We start from the raw sequence: 16,015 nt of genomic DNA on the forward strand, positions 1-16,015 counted from the left end.
TACCAGCGTCGCGATCGTGACGACCGGGACCGCGGCGGCTATCAGAAGCGTGACGGTGACCAGCGTCGTGGGTACCAGCGTCGTGATCGCGACGATCGCGAACGTGGCGGCTACCAGCGTCGTGACCGTGACGAACGTCCCCGTCGCGACGACCGTGCTCCGCGCGGCGACCGCGCAGACCGGGCCCCGCAGTCGCGCGGCCAGCAGGGCCGTGCCCAGTGGCAGAAGCCCGAGGGGAGCGCGCGCCTGCAGCCCTCGCGCCCCGAAGAACTGCAGGCCGTGCGTGCCGTGCACGTCGACCCCGAGATCCCTGAGGGGGTCACGGAGCGCGACCTCGACCAGGGCGCACGCATGGAGTTGAAGACGCTCGCGAAGGACACCTCGGACTTCGTCGCGAAGCACCTCGTGATGGCGTCGGCCCTCATCGACACCGATCCGGAGCTGGCGCATCAGCACGCGCTGAGCGCATCCCGCCGTGGCGGACGGATCGCCATGGTGCGGGAGACGCTCGCGATCACGGCCTACACGGTCGGCGACTTCGCGCTCGCGCTGCGCGAGCTGCGCACGTACCGACGCATTTCGGGCAAGGACGACCAGATCGCCCTCATGGTCGACTCGGAACGCGGCCTCGGCCGCCCCGACCGCGCGCTCGAGCTCGGCCGCTCGGTTGACGAGTCGAAGCTCGACACGAACGGGAAGGTGCAGCTCGCGATCGCGATGTCGGGCGCACGCCTCGACCAGGGGCAGCCGGAACTCGCGCTCGCCGAGCTCGAGATTCCGCAGCTCGACCGCACCCGCGCGTTCTCATACAGCCCCGCGCTGTTCGGCGCCTACGCAGCCGTGTTGACCGACCTGGGCCGCGATGCCGAGGCCGCGACCTGGCAGAAGGCCGCCGAGCTGGCAGAGGCGGCGCTTGCAGACGCCGAGCACAACGAGTACGAGACGATCGACTTCGTGACCGAGGCGAACCCCGACTACGTCGAGCCCGAGCCGACCGAAGAGGAGCTGGCCGAGGCCGCTGTCGACGACGAAGACGAGACTGACGCTGCGTCCGATTCCGAAACGCAGGTCGCCGACGAGCCCGAGGCCAACGAGCCTGACGCCACGCAGAGCCCTTCGGTTGACGACGACGAGTTCGCACGCGCATCCGTCGAAGCCCAGGTCGACGCGGAGATCGCAGAGATCTTTGCCGAGATTGACGACGCCACCGAGGCCGAGGCCGACGAGGTCGCCGCCGCGGTCGAGGCGGCCCAGGCTGAAGATGCGGCCGCTGAGAATGCGGAGGCCGAGGATGTGGCTTCCGAAGACGCGGCTGCAGCGGCCGACGTTGCCGAGGAGAGTGCACCTGAGTTCGAGGCAGTGGCCGAGGCGGCAGATACGCCCGCCGATGCTCCGACTGCGCCGCAGGCGGAGGAAGCAGCTGCCGACAGCGCTGTCCCCGCCAGCGAGCAGCCGGCAGAGGCTGCGTCTGCGAGCACTGAGCCTGCCACGACCGAGTCCGCTACGACCGAGCACGAGGACGACGAGAACCTCCCGCCCTCGCTCTTCGACCTGTAGGAGCCTCGATGGGACTGTTCGGGAACCGTTCCACGCAGCCGGCGCCCCTCGAGGGCATCGACGTGCTGCTCGCTGACCTCGACGGCGTCGTCTATCGGGGCCCGCGGGCGATCGAGCACGCCGTCGAGGCGCTGAACGGATACGCGGCCCGCGGCATCCGGCTTGGGTACATCACGAACAACGCGAGCCGCACCGACGCCGCGGTTGCGGAGCAACTCGCCGGCTTCGGGCTGAACACGAAGGCCGACGACGTCGTGACGAGCCCGCAGGCGGCCGTGCACCTGCTGCGCGAGCACGTCGAACCGGGCGCGCTCGTGCTCGTGATCGGCGGCGACGGCATCGTGCACGAGCTCGAGAAAGCTGGCTACCGCACCACGCGTTCGGCCGACGACGCGCCCGACGCTGTGCTGCAGGGCTTCGCCCCCGACGTCGGCTGGCAGCACCTTGCCGAGGCATCGTTCGCGCTCTCGCGAGATATCCCATGGATTGCGACGAACCAGGACTGGACGATCCCGGTCGAACGCGGCATTGCTCCCGGCAACGGCACGCTCGTGAGCGCCGTGCACACGGCCGTGCAGAAGCTGCCGATCGTTGCGGGGAAGCCCGAGACGGCGCTGTTTGAGACGGCGATCGAGCGGTTCGGTGCGACATCGCCGATCATGGTCGGCGACCGGCTTGACACCGACATCAAGGGCGCCGCACGGGCGAAGGTGAAGTCGGCGCTCGTGCTCACCGGTATCGACGGCCCGAAGCAGCTCATCGCGGCCGGGCCCGACGAGCGGCCCGACTACATTGTCGGCGACCTGCGCGACCTCGATGCCGCGTATCCGAACGTCGAGGTGAAGCGACAACCCGAGCTCGTCGAGGCACGCGTCGGCGCCGAGCGGGTCGTGCTCGACGGCATCGACCTGCAGGTGCGCTCGCGCGGCAAGGAGCCGCTCAACCTGCTGCGTGCAGCGACGGCGGCGATCTGGAACTCCGACAAGCTGATCTACGCGCTGCGCGTGCCCGAGTACCTCACGAAGGACTGGTCGCAGTGGTAGACCTCGACGGTGTTCCGCTCGGCGAGCACGCGGCCGCGCTCCAGCGCGAGCTGGAGCAGCTGAAGCGGGCGCTCGACGACCCGAACACCCCGCTCGATTTCGAGGCGGAGCAGCCGGCTGACGGCAGCAACGACGCCGAACCGCCGACCGACGCCGAGCCACTGACCGACGCCGAGCACGCGCCCGATGCCTGAGCGGCTCGACCGGGCGCTCGCCGCGCGGGGGCTTGCGAAGAGCCGCACCGAGGCGGCACGGCTCATCGCTGACGGCGCGGTCGCGGTCGACGGTGTGCGCGCCACGAAGCCCTCGCAACCGGTCGACGGCACCGCACTCATCGAGGTCCCTGAGCGCAGCCGCTGGGTCTCACGCGCGGCCCACAAGCTCCTGACCGCGCTCGAGACCTTCGGGGTGGATGCGCGGGGCCGCGTCGCGCTCGACGTTGGCGCGTCGACGGGCGGCTTCACCCAGGTGCTGCTCCAGCATGGCGCGGCCCGGGTCGTCGCACTCGACGTGGGGCACGACCAGCTCGACGGGCTGCTGCGGGCCGACACCCGAGTGACCGTCATCGAGGGCGAGAACGCGCGCTACCTCACGCGCGCGCGACTCGACGAGCTCACGGGCGGCGCGCATCCCGACCTCGTCGTGGGCGACCTCTCGTTCATCTCATTGCGGCACGTGCTGCCCGCGCTGCGCGAGAGCGTGCCCGATGCCCGCGACTACCTGCTGCTGCTGAAGCCGCAGTTCGAGGTGGGCCGCGGCTACGTGCGCGGCGGCCTCGTCACCGACCGCGACGTCGCGGCCGACGCCGCACTCGCCGTGATCGCCGACGCGCAGGAACTCGGCCTCGGCCTCGCGGGCTTCGCCCCGTCGCCGATCACCGGCACGCACGGGAATTCCGAGTTCCTCATGCATCTGCGCCCCGGTACGGTTCCTGAACACGACCCGAGCGACTCGGTTCGTAGGATGGTGGCAAAGGGAGGCGTATGACCGGCGAAGTCCGCAGAATTCTCGTGGTGGGGCACGTCGCGCGCGAGGAAGCCATCGACGCGACGCTGAACACCCTCCACTTCTTGCTCGAGCGCGCGATCACGCCCATGCTCGAGCGCGAATTCGTGCACGAGCTCGAAGGCCACCTCGGTGTCGAACTGCCGGTCGGCGTCGAGCAGCTTGGCCGCGACGGTGACGTTTCGGCGTGCGAGCTCGTGATCGTGCTCGGTGGCGACGGCACGATTCTGCGCGGCGTTGACCTCGCCCGCGACAGCAACGTGCCGGTGCTCGGCGTGAATCTCGGCCACGTCGGATTCCTCGCCGAGTCGGAGAGCGAGTCGCTTCCGCTCGTGCTGCAGCGCGCGATCGACCGCGACTACGAGGTCGAGGAGCGCATGGCGCTGCGCATCGACGTCACGCGCCCCGATGGCGGCCGTGTGACGAACTGGGCGCTCAACGAGGCGTCGATCGAGAAAGGCAACCGGCAGCGGATGCTCCAGGTCGCGATCGACATCGACGGCGAGCCGCTCTCAAGCTTTGGCTGCGACGGCGTGCTGTTCTCGACGCCGACCGGCTCGACCGCGTACTCGTTTTCGGCCGGCGGCCCGATCATCTGGCCCGCCGTCGAGGCGCTGCTGCTCGTGCCGGTCTCGGCGCACGCGCTGTTCACGAAACCGATCGTCGTCGCGCCCGACTCCGAACTCACGGTCGAGATCGAGCCCGACGGACCCGACGCGATTATCTGGCTCGACGGCCGCCGCAGCATCGCGCTGCCCCCGGGCTCGCAGGTGACGGGTACCCGTTCGGAGCAGCCCGTGCGCCTCGCGCGGCTGCACCCGGGCCCGTTCACGACGCGGCTCGTGAAAAAGTTTCAGCTGCCGACGGTGGGCTGGCGCGGCTAATGCTCGACGACATCGAGATTCGTTCGCTCGGGGTCATCGATCGCGCCCGGCTTCCGCTCGGTCCGGGATTCACCGCGATCACGGGTGAGACCGGCGCGGGTAAGACGATGGTCGTGACCGCGCTCGGACTGCTGCTCGGCGGCCGTGCGACGAGCGACGCCGTGCGCGCCGACGCCGAGAAGGCGAACGTCGAGGGACACGCCGTCATCGACCCCGAGGGTCCGATCGCGGCGATCGTCGGCGAGGCCGGCGGCGAGCTCGAGCACTTCACCGACGGTGGCGCGGAGCGCGCCGAGGTTGTGCTCGCACGGCAGGTCGCGGCGAACGGTCGCTCACGCGCGTGGCTCGGCGGCCGCGCCGTCCCCGCAAGCCAGCTTGCGCAGGCGGGGGAGTACCTCGTCGCGGTGCACGGGCAGTCCGAGCAGCTTCGCCTCACCCGCGAGGAGGCGCAGCGCACGGCCCTCGACCGCTTCGGCGGTGACGACCTCGCCGATGCGCTCGACCGGGTCGGACGCCTCCACGACGAACTGCGCGATCGTGAGCGCGAACTCGCCGAGCTGCGCGCCTCGGCGGGCGAGCGCGACGCCGAACGGGCTAGCCTCGCCGAGCTCGTGGACACGGTCGACGCGCTCGCCCCGCGGCCTGGTGAAGACCGGGAGCTGCTCGGCCGCATCGAACGACTCAGCAACCGAGAGCAGCTGCGCGCCGACATCGGCGGCGCCCACGAGCTGCTCAGTGGCGAGCATCCGGCCGGGTCGCTCCGCGACCGCGCCCGCGAGGTGCGCTCGGCGATCGAGCGCGCCCTGCGCAGCGACTCGACCCTCGAGTCGGTCGCCGAGGCCGCGGGCGACCTCGAATACACGATCGACGACCTCGCCGCGCAGCTCGGCGGCTACCTCGCCGACCTCGACACCGAGGGCGTCGGCGAGCTCGACGCGCTCAACGATCGGCTCGCGGCACTCGAAGATCTCAAGCGTCGCCATGACGGTGACCTCGACGACCTGCTCGAGCGGTCCGACGCGGCCGGCAAACGACTGCTCGACCTCACGGGTGCGGATACGCGCATCCCGCAGCTCGCGGAGGCGGTCACCCAGCTCGGGGCCGACCTCGAGGAGGCGGCGACCCGCCTCAGCAACCTCCGTTCCGCCGCGGCCGCCGAGCTCGCCGACCTTGCGACGGTCGAGCTCCACGCCCTCGCGATGCCAAACGCGCGACTCGACGTCGTCGTGACACCGGGCGAGCGCATCCGCCGCACGGGACGCGACCAGGTGCAGTTTCAGCTCACCCCGCATCCCGGCGCGAAGCCGTCGCCACTCGCGACCGGCGCGTCGGGCGGTGAACTCAGCCGCGTCATGCTCGCGCTCGAGGTCGTGCTCGCCGCCGCGAGCCCAGTGCCGACCCTCGTGTTCGACGAGGTCGACGCCGGCGTCGGCGGCGCCGCGGCACTCGAGATCGGCGCGCGGCTCCAGCGCCTCGCGGCCTCGAGCCAGGTGATCGTCGTGACCCACCTCGCGCAGGTCGCCGCCTTCGCCGATCACCACGTGCGCATCGAAAAAGCGACCGACGGGCAGGTGACGACCTCGTCGATCCGCGAGCTCGACGGCGCCGGGCGCGTCGAAGAACTCACGCGCCTGCTCTCGGGCCTCACCGAGTCGGAATCGGGGCGCGCCCACGCCGAAGAACTACTGCGCCGGGGAGCGCGTGAGGTAGGCTGATAATCCGTGAACGACTCAACTGCTCCCTCGGTTCAGACCGAAACTCCGGTCAAGCAAATCTTCGTCACCGGAGGTGTCGTCTCCTCGCTCGGCAAGGGCCTCACCGCCGCGAGTCTCGGCAATCTGCTCACGGCACGCGGCCTCCACGTGGTCATGCAGAAGCTCGACCCGTACCTCAACGTTGACCCGGGCACGATGAACCCGTTCCAGCACGGTGAGGTGTTCGTCACGAACGACGGCGCCGAGACCGACCTCGACATCGGGCACTACGAACGGTTCCTCAACGTGAACCTCACGGCCGCGGCGAACGTCACGACCGGCCAGGTGTACCAGACGGTGATCGCGAAGGAACGCCGCGGCGAGTTCCTCGGCGACACCGTGCAGGTCATTCCGCACATCACCGACGAGATCAAGCGCCGCATGCGCCTCCAGGCGACCGAGGAGCCCCGCCCGGACGTCATCATCACCGAGGTCGGCGGCACGATCGGCGACATCGAATCGCTGCCGTTCATCGAGTCGGCGCGTCAGATTCGCCACGAACTCGGCCGCGACAATGTGTTCTTCGTGCACGTCTCGCTCGTACCGTTCATGGGCGCTTCGGGCGAACAGAAGACGAAGCCGACGCAGCACTCGGTCGCGTCGCTGCGCTCGTACGGTATTCAGCCCGACGCGCTCGTGCTTCGCAGCGACCGCCCCGTGACCGATTCGAACCGCTCGAAGATCGCCCTCATGTGCGACGTCGCCGAGCGCGCGGTCGTGAACACGCCCGACCTACCGTCGATCTACGAGATTCCGTCGAAGCTCCACGAGCAGGGCCTCGACGACTACATCATCGAGCAGCTGAAGCTGCCCGTGCACGACGGCTTCGACTTCGAGGCGTGGGAGCGCCTCCTCGACGTCGTACACAACCCGAAGCGCACCGTGACGATCGCGCTCGTCGGCAAGTACATCGACCTGCCCGACGCGTACCTCTCGGTGTCGGAGGCCCTGCGCGCCGGCGGCTTCGCGAACGACGCCCGGGTCGAGCTGCGGTGGGTGCCCTCGGACACCTGCGAGACCGCCGAAGGGGCCGCAGCCGCGCTGTCAGACGTCGACGGCATCTGCGTGCCCGGCGGCTTCGGCGTGCGCGGTATCGAGGGCAAGCTTGGCGCCCTCCGCTTCGCTCGCGAGAACCGCATCCCGACCCTCGGCCTCTGCCTCGGCCTACAGTGCATGGTCATCGAGTACGCGCGCAACGTCGCCGGCATCGAGGGCGCGAGCTCGAGCGAGTTCGACCCCGAGACCCCGGCGCCCGTCATCGCGACGATGGAAGAGCAGATCGACATCATCGACGGCGGCGACCTTGGCGGCACGATGCGCCTCGGCTCGTACCCGGCGAAGCTCGCCGACGGCTCGATCGTCGCCGGCGTCTACGGCTCGACCGAGGTCGAAGAGCGTCACCGCCACCGCTACGAGGTGAACAACCGCTACCGCGAGCAGATCGCCGACGCGGGCCTGCGCTTCTCGGGCACGTCGCCCGACGGCCAGCTCGTCGAGTTCGTCGAGCTCGACGCGAGCGCGCACCCGTACTACGTCGCGACCCAGGCGCACCCCGAGCTGAAGTCGCGGCCGAACCACGCGCATCCGCTGTTCGCGGGCCTCGTGGAGGCCGCAATCGAGCGGCAGGCGGCGAGCCGCCTCGTCGAGGTGGACGAAGAAGAGTGACACTGCGCGACGAGCCGGAGCACCACGAACTCGGCGCGCGGACGCTGCTGCACCGCGGCTGGGTGTGGAACCTCGTCGACGACGAGGTGCACTACGGCGACGCGACGATGCATCGCGAATACGTCGACCACACGTCGGCGGTCGCGGTGCTCGCGATCAACGAGCGCGACGAGGTACTGCTGATCTCGCAGTACCGGCACCCCGTGCGGGCACGCAACTGGGAGATTCCGGCCGGCCTGCTCGACGGCGGTCCCGACGAGTCGCCGCTCGTCGCCGCACAGCGCGAGCTCGCCGAGGAGGCGCAGCTCGAGGCTGACCGCTGGTGGCTGCTCCACGACTTCTGGAACAGCCCGGGCGGCTCGAACGAGTCGATCCGCATCTTTCTCGCGCGCGACCTGCGCACCTCGCCGCTCGAGTTTGACCGCAAGCTCGAGGAGGCCGACATCGAGACGCGCTGGGTCGCGCTCGACGACGCCGTCGACGCGGTGCTCGCCGGCGACCTGCACAACCCCGCGCTGCTGCAGGCGCTGCTCGTCGCCAACGAGTCGCGCCGCCGCGGCTGGGCGAACCTCCGCGACGCAGCGACGCCGTGGCCGACGCGCTCGCCCGGCCCGGAGGTGACGCCGCGCGCCCTCGAGGGCGGCCGGCGCGCGTGAAGCAGCTCGTCGAGCGCTACCTGCGGCACCTCACGATCGAGCGGGGCCTGTCGAAGAACTCGCTCGCCGCGTATCGGCGCGACCTCGAGCGGTACACGGGATTTCTCGCCGAGCAGGGGATCGACGACCCCGCCTCGATTTCCGTCGGCGACACGCAGGCGTTCATGTCGTGGCTGCGCGACCCCGACGAGCTCGACATGTCGGCGTCATCGGCCGCGCGCATCGCGTCGTCGGTACGCGGGTTTCATCGGTTTCTCGACGACGAGGGCGTCGTTGACGGCGACGTCGCGAGCGAGCTGAAGGCGCCGAAGCAGGCGCGAAGGTTGCCGAAGGCCCTCACGATCGACGAGGTGCAGCGGCTGCTCGACGCCGCCGGGGGAGACGCGCCCGAGCAACTCCGCGACCGGGCGCTGCTCGAGGTGCTCTACGCCTCCGGCGCCCGCATCTCTGAGGCGGTGGGCCTCGCGGTCGACGACGTCATCGACCGCGACATGGTGCGCGTGCGCGGCAAGGGAGACAAGCAGCGGGTCGTGCCGCTAGGGTCGTACGCGCAGGCGGCGCTCGGCGCCTACCTCGTGCGGGCGCGGCCGATCTTCGCGGCGAAGGGCAAGGGGTCGCCCGCCCTGTTTCTCGGGGTGCGCGGCGGTGCGCTGTCGCGGAATAGCGCCTGGAACATCCTGCAGCGCGTCGCGGAGCGTGCCGAGTTGTCGACGCACGTGTCGCCGCACACGCTGCGACACTCGTTCGCGACACACCTCATGCAGGGCGGGGCGGATGTGCGCGTCGTGCAGGAGCTGCTCGGCCACTCGTCGGTGTCGACGACGCAGATCTACACGAAGGTGACCGCTGACGCGCTGCGCGAGATGTACGCGCTCGCGCATCCGCGTGCCCGCTGAACTAGTCGAGTGAACTAATCGAGACACTCGTCGGCGATTCGCGCGTCGTCGAGGCCCGACGCGGCGAGCAGCTCTTGAAGCTCTGCGACGCTATCGCCAGAACTGGTTTGCTGTGCGCAGGATTCGTACACCGTCGTGACATCGCCCTGATTGCCGTTGAGCCAGATCTTGGCGACCTGCTCAGGATGCTCGACGAGGAACCCGACGACCTGTTCGAGGTAGTCGGTCGAACGCGTGCCGTCGAACAGCACGCTGAGGTGTTGCCCGTCGCCGAAGGTGACCGTGACGCTCTCGGCATGCTGCTTGGTGACCAACTGCCACACCTCGGCGGCGATGTCCTCGGGCGTCGCGTCGGCACGCGCCGTGGCCGCGACGGTGCGAACCGAATCGTTCGTCACCGAGCGGATCTCGAGCACGTCGTCGCGCACGGAGCTGGTGACGCGTTCTTCCCACGTCGTCGTCGCACCGACATACAAGGGGTAGGCGATCAACGCGAGCAGCACGACAACGGCCGCAATGATGCCGAGCCGCAGCCAGCGTCGCCGACGATTCACCTCGCTTGCCACCGCATCCCCCTGAGCTACCCGTTGCTCGTGGACCCTACCCGGGCATCTTGACGCGCTCGCGCATCCGCTGCCCGGTAGTGGCGCTGAGGGCGAGTATTGGCGCTTGATACGACAACTGGCGCTGTCAGGACGGCGCCAGTTGTCGCTAGCGGCGCCAGTGGCCGAGCCGCAGGCTCAAACTTAAGGTTCAACCTGTACTTGAGGTGCAGTGGGGTGGAAGCGGCGAGGCTGCACGGGCGTCTCGGGGGCGGTGCCTACTATTTGGAAACGCGTGATCATCATGTCGAAAAGGAGGCGGCGCCTGTGTCTGCAATGAACGAAGCCGACCTGCCCGAACTGCCGGGCCTCGAGGTGCCCGCAGATCTGCTGAAGACGAAGCCGAAGGTGAAACCGCGGCCGGTGACCGGCCCCGCGCCCGAGCCGGCGTCTGCGAGCGAGCCCGGTCAGCCGCGCTCGGCCGAGGCGGTTTCGACGCGCCAGTACAACAAGTTCCCGGTTCCCGAGCCGCTCACCGAGCACGGCCCTGCCCGCGTCATTGCGATGTGCAACCAGAAGGGTGGCGTCGGCAAGACGACGACGTCGATCAACCTCGCGGCATCGCTCGCGACGTACGGCCGCCGCGTGCTCTGCATCGACTTCGACCCACAGGGCGCGCTCTCGGCGGGCCTCGGCATCACGACCCACAACACGCTCACGATCTACGACCTGCTCATCGGCCGCGAATCCGACCCCCGCGTCGCGATTCAGTCGACCGACTTCGAGGGGCTCGACGTGATTCCCGCGAACATCGACCTCTCGGCGGCCGAGGTGCACCTCGTCACCGAGGTCGCCCGCGAGCAGATTCTCGCGTCGATTATTCGCAAGGTCGCCGACGAGTACGACCTCGTGCTCATCGACTGCCAGCCGTCGCTCGGCCTGCTCACCGTGAACGCGCTCACCGCGAGCCACGGCGTGATGATTCCGCTCGAGTGCGAGTATTTCGCGCTGCGCGGCGTTGCGCTGCTCATCGAGACGATCGAGAAGGTGCGCTCGCGCCTCAACCCGGCGCTCGAGCTCGACGGCATTCTGCCGACGATGTTCGACGGCCGCACCCTCCACGCCCGCGAGGTGCTCGACCGCGTCTTCGAGGTGTTCGGCGACAAGGTGTTCGACACCGTCATCGGCCGCACCGTGAAGTTCCCCGACGCCTCCGTCGCCGGTGTGCCGATCGTCGAATTCGCCCCCGAACACGCCGCCGCGAAGGCCTACCGACAGCTCGCGCGCGAGCTGGTGGCCCGCGGTGCAGCCGCCTAGCGAGCCGTCGCTCGACGTCGCCGACGACGCGGATTTCCGCGTCACCCTCGACGTCTTTTCCGGACCGTTCGACCTGCTGCTGCAGCTCATCAGCCGCCACGAGCTCGACATCACCGAGGTGTCGCTGTCGAAGGTGACCGACGAATTCATCTCGTACGTCGCGACGCTCGAGACCGCGGAGGAGCTCGACCAGGCGAGCGAGTTCATCGTGGTGGCGGCGACGCTGCTCGACATGAAGCTCGTGAGCCTGCTGCCGCAGGGCGAGTACGTGGATGCGGACGACGTCGCGGTGCTCGAGGCGCGCGACCTGCTCTTCGCTCGCCTGTTGCAGTACAGGGCGTTCAAACAGGCGGGTGAGTGGTTCCGCGCTCGATTCTCGGTCGAGGAGGGCCGGCACGCCCGCGCGGTTCCGCTTGAGCAGAAGTTCATTGACCGCGTGCCCGACCTCATCTGGAATCACTCGCTCGACGACTTCGCCGCGATTGCGGCGCTCGTGTTCGCGCCGCGCGAGGTGCCGACTGTCGGCCTCGACCACCTGCACGCCCCGCTCGTGTCGATTCGCGAGCAGGCGAGCCTCCTCGTCGAGCGGCTGCAGCATTCGGGGCCGGTGTCGTTTCGCGAGCTCGTCGCCGACGCCGACATCGCGGGCGTCGTTGTCGCGCGGTTTCTCGCAGTGCTCGAGCTCTATCGGCGCGCGGCGGTCGAACTGCAACAAGAGGTGCCGCTCGGCGAACTCGTCGTGAGCTGGAGCGGCGACGACTGGGACGATGAAGACCTGAGCACGCTGGGGGCCGACTATGACCAATGATTCGTTCGACGCCGAGGCAAGCGTTTCGCCCGAGGCGACGCCGGATGCGCCTGCCGAGATCGACCTCGACCGCGCGCTCGAGGCGATGCTGTTCGTGAGTGACGAGCCCGTTCCGGTCGTCGCGCTCGCGGCAGCGGTGTCGCAGCCTGTGCGCGCGGTGCACGATGCCCTGCTGCGGCTTGTCGCGGACTATGATGGAGAGTCTGGCGGCGCGCGCCGAGGCTTCGAGCTGCGCGAGGTCGGCGGCGGCTGGCGCATGTATGTGCGTGCGGACTTCGACGACATCGTGGGTGACTTCGTGTCGGTGCGGCAGCCGTCGAGACTCTCGCAGGCGGCGCTCGAGACCCTCACGGTGATCGCGTACCGCCAGCCCGTGACCCGCTCGCAGGTCGCGCAGGTGCGAGCCGTGAACGTCGACTCGGTCGTGCGAACCCTCGTGAGCCGGGGGCTCATCGCCGAAGCCGGCGTCGACGAGGTGACCGGCGGCACGCTGTACGCCACCACCGACCTACTCCTGCAGTTCCTCGGCATCAATTCGATCGAGGAGCTGCCCAAGATTTCCCCGTTGCTCGACGACGGGCAGGATGGATTCCATGACTGACGACCACCGCCGCGCCAACGGCCGACCGAATCGCGGCCGGCCCCAGCCCGGTCGCCCGAACTTCGACCGTCGCGATGACGACCGCCCGGGCAACGGCCGGTACCGGGATGACCGGCCGCGCCGTGACGACCGGCCGCGCCGCGACGACCGATACGACGAGGACTTCCGCCGCGAACGGGCGCAAGACCGGGCCGAGCGCGAGCAGGAGCGCGATGCCGTGCGTCGGGCGACGAGCCAGCGGCCGACCGGCGGCTACTCGCTCGCCGACTTCGACGACATCCCGTTCCAGCCGCAGCACCGCCCTGAGGGCGCGGCTGAGCCGGCTCCGCGGTCGCAGGAGGGCGTGCGCCTGCAGAAGGCGCTCTCGAACGCCGGCGTCGCGTCGCGCCGTACCGCCGAGGAGCTCATCTCGAAGGGCAAGGTGCTCGTGAACGGGAAGCGCGTCACCGAGCTCGGCACGCGCATCGACCCCGAAACCGACAAGGTCATCGTGAACGGCACGCCCGTGCAGTTCGACCAGACGAAGCGCTACGTCATGCTGAACAAGCCCGTCGGCGTCGTGTCGACGATGCGCGATGAGCAGGGGCGCCCCGACCTGCGGGAGTTCACCGACCAGTTCGCCGAGCGCGTCTACAACGTCGGCCGACTCGACGCCGAGACGAGCGGCCTGCTCATTCTCACGAACGATGGCGAGCTCGCGCACGTGCTCGCGCATCCGTCGTTCGGCGTCACGAAGACCTATGTCGCGAAGGTGCGCGGCAAGTTCTCGCCGGGCAAGCTCAAGCAGCTGCTCGACGGGTTCGAGCTCGAAGACGGCTTCATCAAGGCCGACGCCGGGCACATCGTCGACCGCGAGAGTGGTGGCCGCACGACGCTCGTCGAGGTGACCCTGCACTCTGGCCGCAACCGCATCGTGCGCCGCATGTTCGACTACGTCGGGCATCCGGTCGAGGAGCTCGTGCGGCGCAGCTTTGGTCCGCTGCAGCTCGGCACGCTCGCCGCGGGCGACCTGCGCGAGCTGACGAGCGAGGAGCTCGGCCGGCTGCTGCGGCTCGGCAAGCGCGCCGAACGCAACCTCGAGCGCGACCGCGGCGAGGGCCGCGACGCGCGCGGCGGCGAGAGCCGGGATGTCCGCGGTCGCGGTCGTCCGCAGCAACAGCGACGTCGGCAGTCGCCCGCGGGCGCTCCGCGACGCGACGAGCGGAATGCGCCGCGCCGGAACGATCGTGGCGATCGCCGCGATGACTTCCGTGGTGACCGGCGCGACGACTTCCGTGGCGACCGGCGCCGGAACGACCGGGAGGCGCCGCGCCGCAATGACCGTGGCGATCGCCGCGATGACTTCCGTGGTGACCGTCGCGATGATTTCCGCAGCGACCGCGGCCGCAACGACCAGCGTGGCCGGGGCCGTGGCGGCAATCCGCGCGGCGGTCAGGCCCGCGGCGGTAACCGATACGGAGGTCGCTAGTGGCACCCACTCGCACGAATTCGCCGGTCCTCGTCGTCGGTACGGGCCTGCTCGGCTCGTCGGTCGGTCTTGGCCTGCGCATGAAGGGCGTCGACGTGCTGCTCAGCGACGCGTCGCCCGTCGCGCTCGGCCTCGCGGCTGACTACGGCGCCGGCCGCATTGCGCCGGCGCGCAACGCCGACGAGGCCGAGCCACAGGATGTGCCGAAGATCGTCGTCGTCTGCGTGCCTCCGGATGTCGCCGGCCGCGTCGTCGTGCAGCAGCTCGAGGCGTGGCCCGACGCGATCGTCACTGACGTCACGAGCGTGAAGCTCGCGCCGCTCGAGCACGTGCGCGCCTCGGGCGCCGACCTCAGCCGGTACCTCGGCTCGCACCCCATGGCTGGCCGGGAGACGGGTGGCCCCCTCGCGGGCCGCGCGAACCTGTTCGTCGGCCGCCCCTGGGTCGTCGCGCCGCACGAGGAAACGACGGTGTTCGCGCTGCAAGAGGTCGAGGGCCTCGCGCTCGACCTCGGCGGCACGATCGTCACCCTTGCGGCCGAGGAGCACGATGACGCGGTCGCGCTCATCTCGCACGTGCCGCAGCTCGTCTCGAGCGTTATGGCCGAGCAGCTGCTTGCCGACGAGACCGAGGCGGCCGCGCTCGCGGGCGCCGGCCTGCGCGACGTGACGCGCATCGCGGCGAGCGACCCGACGATGTGGAACCAGATTCTCGCGGCGAACGGCCCGCGCGTCGCCCGCATTCTGCGCAACGTCGCGGCCGACACGACGGCGCTCGCCGACGCGCTCGACGACATGGCGCAGCCGGGGGCCCGCAAGACGGTCGCCGAGCACATGCGCGCCGGTAACGAGGGCGTCTCGAAGGTGCCCGGCAAGCACGGCAGCCGCCGCACGTTCGCGCGGCTCACGGTGCTCGTCGACGACCAGCCGGGCCAGCTCGCGCGGCTGTTCGCCGACATCGGCGCCGCCGAGATCAACATCGAGGAGCTCGTGATCGAGCACTCGCCGGGCGTCAACCTCGGCCTCGTGCAGCTCGAGGTGCTGCCCGAGGCGCACGGCAAGCTCATCGAAGTACTCGAAGCACGCGGATGGAGGCTCGCCCAGTGACGGCGACGACGGTAGCAATCGACGGGCCCGCGGGCTCGGGCAAGTCGACGGTTTCGCGCGAGGTCGCCCGGCGACTCGGGTGGCAGCTGCTCGACACGGGCTCGGTGTACCGGGCGCTCACGTGGTTCGGGCTGCAGCGGGGCGTCGACCTCGACAACGAGCAGAGCGTGATCGAGCTCGTCCCCGAGTTCCTCGCGGCCTGGCGACTCTCGCTCAACCCCGATGAGTCGTGGGTGCGGGTCGGCGACGCCGACGTTACGGCGGCGATCCGCACGACCGAGATCAGCTCGCAGGTCTCGAAGGTCGCGCGCATCATTCCGGTGCGCGAGGCGGTCAACGAACGATTCCGCGAGCTCATGTTCGGCACGGATGCGCCGGGCATCGTCGCGGAGGGCCGAGACATTACGACGGTGGTTGCGCCCGACGCGGCCGTGCGCATCCTGCTCACCGCCGACGAGGCGGTGCGGATTCGCCGCCGCCAGGCCGAGCAGCAGGGCGATGACGCGGCGCAGGTCGCCGCTTCGGTTGCGGCGCGCGACGCCCGTGACTCGCAGGTCGTGAACTTCACGACGGCCGCCGATGGCGTGCGCGTCGTCGACTCGACCACACTTGATCTCGACACGGTGATCGACACCGTGCTCGGGCTGATCCGTGAAAGGAGCGCCGAGTGAGCGATTCAACTTCTCGCGACGCCGAATTCGAGGGCGTGCAGG

General features: G+C 69.8%; 16 protein-coding genes and 1 pseudogene. 15 read left to right on the top strand and 2 right to left on the bottom strand.

Annotation, left to right across the window (positions count from 1 at the left end):
* The coding region (locus G328_RS16430) for a hypothetical protein (RefSeq protein WP_154651485.1) at nucleotides 1-294 on the bottom strand (294 nt) is incomplete at its 3' end.
* Here G328_RS16430 and G328_RS13485 point away from each other — a divergent pair.
* The 9 genes from G328_RS13485 to xerD are packed head-to-tail and all read left to right on the top strand — an operon-like array spanning nucleotide 280 to nucleotide 9,460.
* On the top strand, nucleotides 280-1,557 hold the full coding sequence (locus tag G328_RS13485; protein ID WP_187325710.1) for a prolipoprotein diacylglyceryl transferase: 1,278 nt from the start codon (nucleotides 280-282) through the stop codon (nucleotides 1,555-1,557). The two genes, G328_RS16430 and G328_RS13485, sit on opposite strands and share 15 nt — an antisense overlap.
* 8 nt (nucleotides 1,558-1,565) lie before the next feature.
* The gene (locus tag G328_RS0100015) at nucleotides 1,566-2,600 is read left to right on the top strand and encodes an HAD-IIA family hydrolase (RefSeq protein ID WP_019617284.1); all 1,035 of its coding nucleotides are present in this window, start codon (nucleotides 1,566-1,568) and stop codon (nucleotides 2,598-2,600) included.
* Entirely contained in the window at nucleotides 2,594-2,794 is a 201-nt protein-coding gene (locus tag G328_RS0100020) for a hypothetical protein (protein ID WP_019617285.1), read from the top strand. The genes G328_RS0100015 and G328_RS0100020 overlap by 7 nt, the downstream gene beginning before the upstream one ends.
* Nucleotides 2,787-3,587: a TlyA family RNA methyltransferase gene (locus tag G328_RS0100025; RefSeq protein ID WP_019617286.1), complete on the top strand. Its 801-nt coding sequence runs from the start codon at nucleotides 2,787-2,789 to the stop codon at nucleotides 3,585-3,587. Before G328_RS0100020 ends, G328_RS0100025 begins: the two co-directional genes overlap by 8 nt.
* A complete protein-coding gene (locus G328_RS0100030; RefSeq protein ID WP_019617287.1) occupies nucleotides 3,584-4,489 on the top strand; it encodes an NAD kinase in 906 nt (301 codons plus the stop codon). The genes G328_RS0100025 and G328_RS0100030 overlap by 4 nt, the downstream gene beginning before the upstream one ends.
* Nucleotides 4,489-6,204, top strand: a complete 1,716-nt coding sequence (gene recN, locus G328_RS0100035; protein ID WP_019617288.1) for a DNA repair protein RecN — start codon at nucleotides 4,489-4,491, stop codon at nucleotides 6,202-6,204. The genes G328_RS0100030 and recN overlap by 1 nt, the downstream gene beginning before the upstream one ends.
* A 6-nt stretch (nucleotides 6,205-6,210) precedes the next feature.
* On the top strand, nucleotides 6,211-7,908 hold the full coding sequence (locus G328_RS0100040; protein WP_019617289.1) for a CTP synthase: 1,698 nt from the start codon (nucleotides 6,211-6,213) through the stop codon (nucleotides 7,906-7,908).
* Complete coding sequence (locus tag G328_RS0100045; RefSeq protein ID WP_019617290.1) at nucleotides 7,905-8,564, top strand: NUDIX domain-containing protein; 660 nt, start codon at nucleotides 7,905-7,907, stop codon at nucleotides 8,562-8,564. Before G328_RS0100040 ends, G328_RS0100045 begins: the two co-directional genes overlap by 4 nt.
* Nucleotides 8,561-9,460 (top strand): site-specific tyrosine recombinase XerD, encoded by a 900-nt coding sequence (xerD, locus tag G328_RS0100050; protein ID WP_019617291.1) that lies wholly within the window; start codon nucleotides 8,561-8,563, stop codon nucleotides 9,458-9,460. The genes G328_RS0100045 and xerD overlap by 4 nt, the downstream gene beginning before the upstream one ends.
* 14 nt (nucleotides 9,461-9,474) lie before the next feature.
* On the opposite strand, the gene G328_RS0100055 is transcribed toward xerD, so the two are convergent.
* Complete coding sequence (locus G328_RS0100055) at nucleotides 9,475-10,026, bottom strand: hypothetical protein (RefSeq protein WP_019617292.1); 552 nt, start codon at nucleotides 10,024-10,026, stop codon at nucleotides 9,475-9,477.
* A 312-nt stretch (nucleotides 10,027-10,338) separates the two neighbouring features.
* Here G328_RS0100055 and G328_RS0100060 point away from each other — a divergent pair, with 312 nt between their 5' ends.
* The 6 genes and pseudogenes from G328_RS0100060 to cmk all read left to right on the top strand — a co-directional run bounded on the left by G328_RS0100060 (nucleotide 10,339) and on the right by cmk (nucleotide 15,973).
* Nucleotides 10,339-11,319 carry a ParA family protein gene (locus tag G328_RS0100060; protein WP_019617293.1) on the top strand — a complete coding sequence of 327 codons (981 nt, stop codon included), beginning with the start codon at nucleotides 10,339-10,341 and terminating at the stop codon, nucleotides 11,317-11,319.
* Nucleotides 11,306-12,127, top strand: coding sequence for a segregation and condensation protein A (locus G328_RS0100065; RefSeq protein WP_019617294.1), 822 nt, complete (start codon nucleotides 11,306-11,308; stop codon nucleotides 12,125-12,127). The genes G328_RS0100060 and G328_RS0100065 overlap by 14 nt, the downstream gene beginning before the upstream one ends.
* A complete protein-coding gene (gene scpB, locus G328_RS0100070; RefSeq protein ID WP_019617295.1) occupies nucleotides 12,117-12,728 on the top strand; it encodes an SMC-Scp complex subunit ScpB in 612 nt (203 codons plus the stop codon). Before G328_RS0100065 ends, scpB begins: the two co-directional genes overlap by 11 nt.
* Before the next feature lie 343 nt (nucleotides 12,729-13,071).
* Nucleotides 13,072-13,794 (top strand): annotated as a pseudogene (locus tag G328_RS16695) (pseudouridine synthase); the annotation flags it as partial.
* Nucleotides 13,795-14,195: 401 nt separating this feature from the next.
* A complete protein-coding gene (locus tag G328_RS0100085; protein WP_019617297.1) occupies nucleotides 14,196-15,302 on the top strand; it encodes a prephenate dehydrogenase in 1,107 nt (368 codons plus the stop codon).
* Nucleotides 15,299-15,973, top strand: a complete 675-nt coding sequence (gene cmk / locus G328_RS0100090; protein ID WP_019617298.1) for a (d)CMP kinase — start codon at nucleotides 15,299-15,301, stop codon at nucleotides 15,971-15,973. The genes G328_RS0100085 and cmk overlap by 4 nt, the downstream gene beginning before the upstream one ends.
* The last annotated feature ends 42 nt before the right edge of the window (nucleotides 15,974-16,015 follow it).

The sequence above is a fragment of the [Zimmermannella] faecalis ATCC 13722 genome (assembly GCF_000381765.1).
Taxonomy (GTDB): Bacteria; Actinomycetota; Actinomycetes; order Actinomycetales; family Microbacteriaceae; genus Gulosibacter; species Gulosibacter faecalis.